This is a genomic window from uncultured Veillonella sp., from assembly GCF_905209685.1.
Lineage (GTDB): Bacteria > Bacillota > Negativicutes > Veillonellales > Veillonellaceae > Veillonella.
Window position 1 is genome coordinate 1 of record NZ_CAJLUB010000149.1, and the last position, 3,718, is coordinate 3,718.

4 protein-coding genes are annotated in these 3,718 nt (G+C 38.4%); 3 read left to right on the forward strand and 1 reads right to left on the reverse strand.

Annotated elements, in window-relative coordinates:
• Both QZ055_RS08545 and QZ055_RS08550 read left to right on the forward strand, forming a co-directional pair.
• Nucleotides 1-1,585, forward strand: a 1,585-nt coding sequence (locus QZ055_RS08545) for a membrane biogenesis protein AsmA (RefSeq protein ID WP_295826183.1), incomplete at its 5' end; no start/stop codon positions are given.
• 119 nt (nt 1,586-1,704) lie between these two features.
• Nucleotides 1,705-2,100, forward strand: coding sequence for a hypothetical protein (locus QZ055_RS08550; protein ID WP_119206577.1), 396 nt, complete (start codon nt 1,705-1,707; stop codon nt 2,098-2,100).
• 137 nt (nt 2,101-2,237) lie between these two features.
• On the opposite strand, the gene QZ055_RS08555 is transcribed toward QZ055_RS08550, so the two are convergent.
• On the reverse strand, nt 2,238-2,984 hold the full coding sequence (locus QZ055_RS08555) for a copper amine oxidase N-terminal domain-containing protein (RefSeq protein WP_295826186.1): 747 nt from the start codon (nt 2,982-2,984) through the stop codon (nt 2,238-2,240).
• A 300-nt stretch (nt 2,985-3,284) separates the two neighbouring features.
• On the opposite strand from QZ055_RS08555, the gene queF reads away from it, so the two are divergent.
• Nucleotides 3,285-3,718: preQ(1) synthase (gene queF, locus QZ055_RS08560; RefSeq protein ID WP_295826189.1), on the forward strand; the 434-nt coding region annotated here is incomplete at its 3' end.

Here is a 3,718-nt window from a genome sequence, read left to right on the forward strand (position 1 = left end):
AAAATATAAACAATTGTATAAGAAAGGCCTAAAAGGCATTGCTGCTTTTCTTGCCATTGGAGCGATTATTTTCTTTGTGTTGGCTACGATAGCGAGTCGTGGGATGGGCGTTATCTTCAATGAGGTTATGGCTCGGCAAACGATGATGCGTGGTTCTGTAACCGTAGAGAGTTTAACTGCAACACCGTGGGGGACATTATCTTTTACCGACTTGGTGTGGAAAGATCCTGAAGGCCGTGAATTGCTTACCGTTCCAAGTGGTAAGATTCGCGTCAATATGTGGGACGTAGTCACTCGTAACTTTAAGGCTTCCGCTATCAATGGCATTGAGCTCAACGATGCTACAATCGTAGTCGATCTAGATGATAATAACCGACTAGACTTCGTACCTGCATCGCCTGATGTGAATAAGCCTCTCGATGAAGTAGAACCTCGCCCTAAGCCGCCTAAAAAGACTACTCAAGATCGGCAAGAGGAATTGGCGAAGAAGGTTCGTAATTTTAATTGGGAAGGCCAACATTTGGACCTTACCATTACACTTAGAAATAATCAGTTAGAAATCTTTCAGAAAAATCGTCACTATGTGATGAAGAATGTAGAGGCTAAAATTCATCTTGATAGTAAGCGCGCTATTTGCGTTGATATGGAAACCGGTAAGTTTGGTGGAACCGCTATTGGTGATGGAATGACACTAAAAGGACGCGTTGATTTAAAGGATGTGTTGAAGCATCGCATGCCTCAACTGGATTTACAGTTTGATGTGAAAGGCGTAGACCCAGCATCCCTTGGTTTTGGCGATAATATTCACGATGCTATGACCTTGTTGACAAAGGTAACAGGTGATTTTAATCGACCGTTAGCTAAAGGCCGTGTAACGATGCCTATTTTACGTATTCCTGCGCTTACCTTTGAAAACGTCGTGGGTGATGTAACGTACCAAGATGGCATTTTAAATTTTGAAAATGTTAATGCTAATGTGTACAGTGGCAAATTAGAGGCAAAAGGGGTATACAATTTAGATACAAGAGCCTATACCATTACAGGAGTAGCTAAGGATTTAGATAGTAGTGAGGCCCTTAAAACACCTGAGTTCGTCGTTCCTGTATCGGCTAATTTGAACTTTAAAAGCGAAGGTAAGCCTCGTGATATGGAGGTGTGGGGAAATTTCTGGTCTGGTGAAGGCCATTATATGCTCATTCCAATTAAAAATATTACAGGAAACTTTCATAATAAGGGACGTCATTTATCATTTAGTGATGTGACAGTTAATACGAATATTACGACCATTTCTACAGATGCGTTGCGCATCGATAATGGGCAACTCACCATGGGGCCTCTTAACATTACATCGCATGGGGGCAGTAATTTTATCCTCTATGACGAGTCCTTCGATGAGATTGATGAGAACATGGATCGGATTAAAGTTGGGATGAAGCAAGCTGGTGAAAATAGTAAGCGTGCCTCTGATTCAGCTAAAGGTATAGATAGTATCAAGGTTCCCGATGATGTAAAAGAATCTGTTGGTGATGTAAAACGCCAAATGAATGAGGTGAAAGATGCTTTCAAAGGTATCAAAATAAAGTGATAAATGAAATATAAATGATATTAACTCTCTTTCATTGTGCATTTATTTAGATGGTTTATAATAAATCTCCGTTATCATAATTTTTGATAAAATACTTTTGTGTTATTTGGAGGTTTTTTATGAAAGCATCAAAACAATTCTCTATCGTTTTGGCCGCAGCTGTACTTGCTTTTGGCGCTGTTACAGTAGCACCACAACAAGCAGACGCTTCTTATGGCTACAAATATACTGATTCCCAACGTCCACCAGTATCTACTCCAACAGGTTATGTTAATCCAGCTATGGGTTCTACAGTAACTGTTACAGATCCTGCACCTACTACAAATAAATTGACTACTCCTAAAGCTAGTACTACTATTGAAAACATTACTGTGACTAATGTTGCACCAAAATACTCTGATTATAATGATATTGCAGCATACTCTCTAGCAGTAGCTGACTATTTCATGGCGAAGATCATGGCTATATATGGTAGTGGTAATACGGCACTTAACCGTTATGGTTTTGGCAGATAATATAGTCATCAAATTTAGTAAAACTAATTTCGAATAATTATATATGCTATATAATAAAAAGGTCCCGTATGGGACCTTTTTATTTGCATAAATTTTTTAATGCGTTGAGAGCTTGCTCAACAATCTCTTAATTTCGGTTATCGATCTAATCCGTTAGCACGTTGGTATTCAGATTTGTCTGTAGATTGAGCTTGATCATCTGTAGTTACAGTATCTTTAGCTAAGGATTTCTTAATTTTAATAAGAGGTTTTTCTGTAGCCTTTGGATCTTCTTTTTTCTTTACATCATTTTGAGATGGTGGCAAGAATGTGTTGAGTTCATTCTTGTGAGATACCTCTGTGTTTGTAGTAGATGCTAATTGTGCACGTTGAGGGGCGATGAAGATTTCATCCTTTGTAATTTTTACATCGTTCAATAATAATTTGAATACTTGTGGTTTTACAAAGATAGTACCATCTACCTTGCGAGCTGCAGGCAAGAAGGATTCGGAAGTATCAAGGTTAATGATTTTTAATTTACCATGACGGACAACTTCTGCAGAATCTGGTTGGATTGCCAGTGTAGCAATGTTCATGTCCACTAATGCTGTTTTAGTAGGCTCATCCCATGCCACCTTATAGCCTAAAGCTTCAGATACTTGGCGTAATGCTACGAGTGGCTGACCATCTACATAGATTACATTTTGTTGACCGTTGATAGGTTCAACCACTTTACCATCTACATTGATATGATGAGCAGTTGTAACAGATGCCGGTTTTTCAAGGTTCATAGCTGGACCTGGATTCTCCATGCCAATAGCCGCTTGTGCAGGTTGTGCCGTGCCAAATGTGAAAGCTAAAGCACCTACAGCGATGCTAGATAAAATAAGCTGTTTTAATTTCATAAGTGACCTCCATAAGGTATTATATCGTTCTGAATAAACTAACATTACCAAATGTATATGAATATTTTATTATAAATTTTAATTTTGTACAATCTATATGTGAGCGCAATATAATTGAACTAGAGTATGGGGATAGGATAGTTTATGCAGAGACATAGGATGAACTGGTCATTTAACTATAGTCTGAAATCATTTATCTCTATAAGTAGTGTATTCTTTTATATGCTATAATTAAGTGTTACATGAATTATTCAATATATTTAATTATAGAGTTCTAGAAGATATAGAAAGAGGTTCCTTATGGCATCCGGCAGATCTGAAAAAGAGTTACAAGGGGTAACGATGTTAGGTCACAAGACCGATTACCCAACTGATTATGCACCACAGGTGTTAGAGGCATTTGATAACAAGCACCCAGATAATGATTACTTCGTTAAGTTTAACTGTCCTGAGTTCACAAGCTTGTGTCCTATGACAGGTCAACCAGACTTTGCGACCATTTACATTTCTTATGTACCAGATAAGAAAATGGTGGAGTCCAAGTCTTTGAAATTGTATCTATTTAGTTTCCGCAATCACGGGGACTTTCACGAGGACTGCATCAATATCATCATGAAAGATCTCATCAAGTTGATGGATCCTAAGTACATCGAGGTATGGGGTAAGTTTACGCCGCGTGGTGGTTTGTCCATCGATCCATACGCAAACTATGGCAAGCCTGGTACAGACTGGGA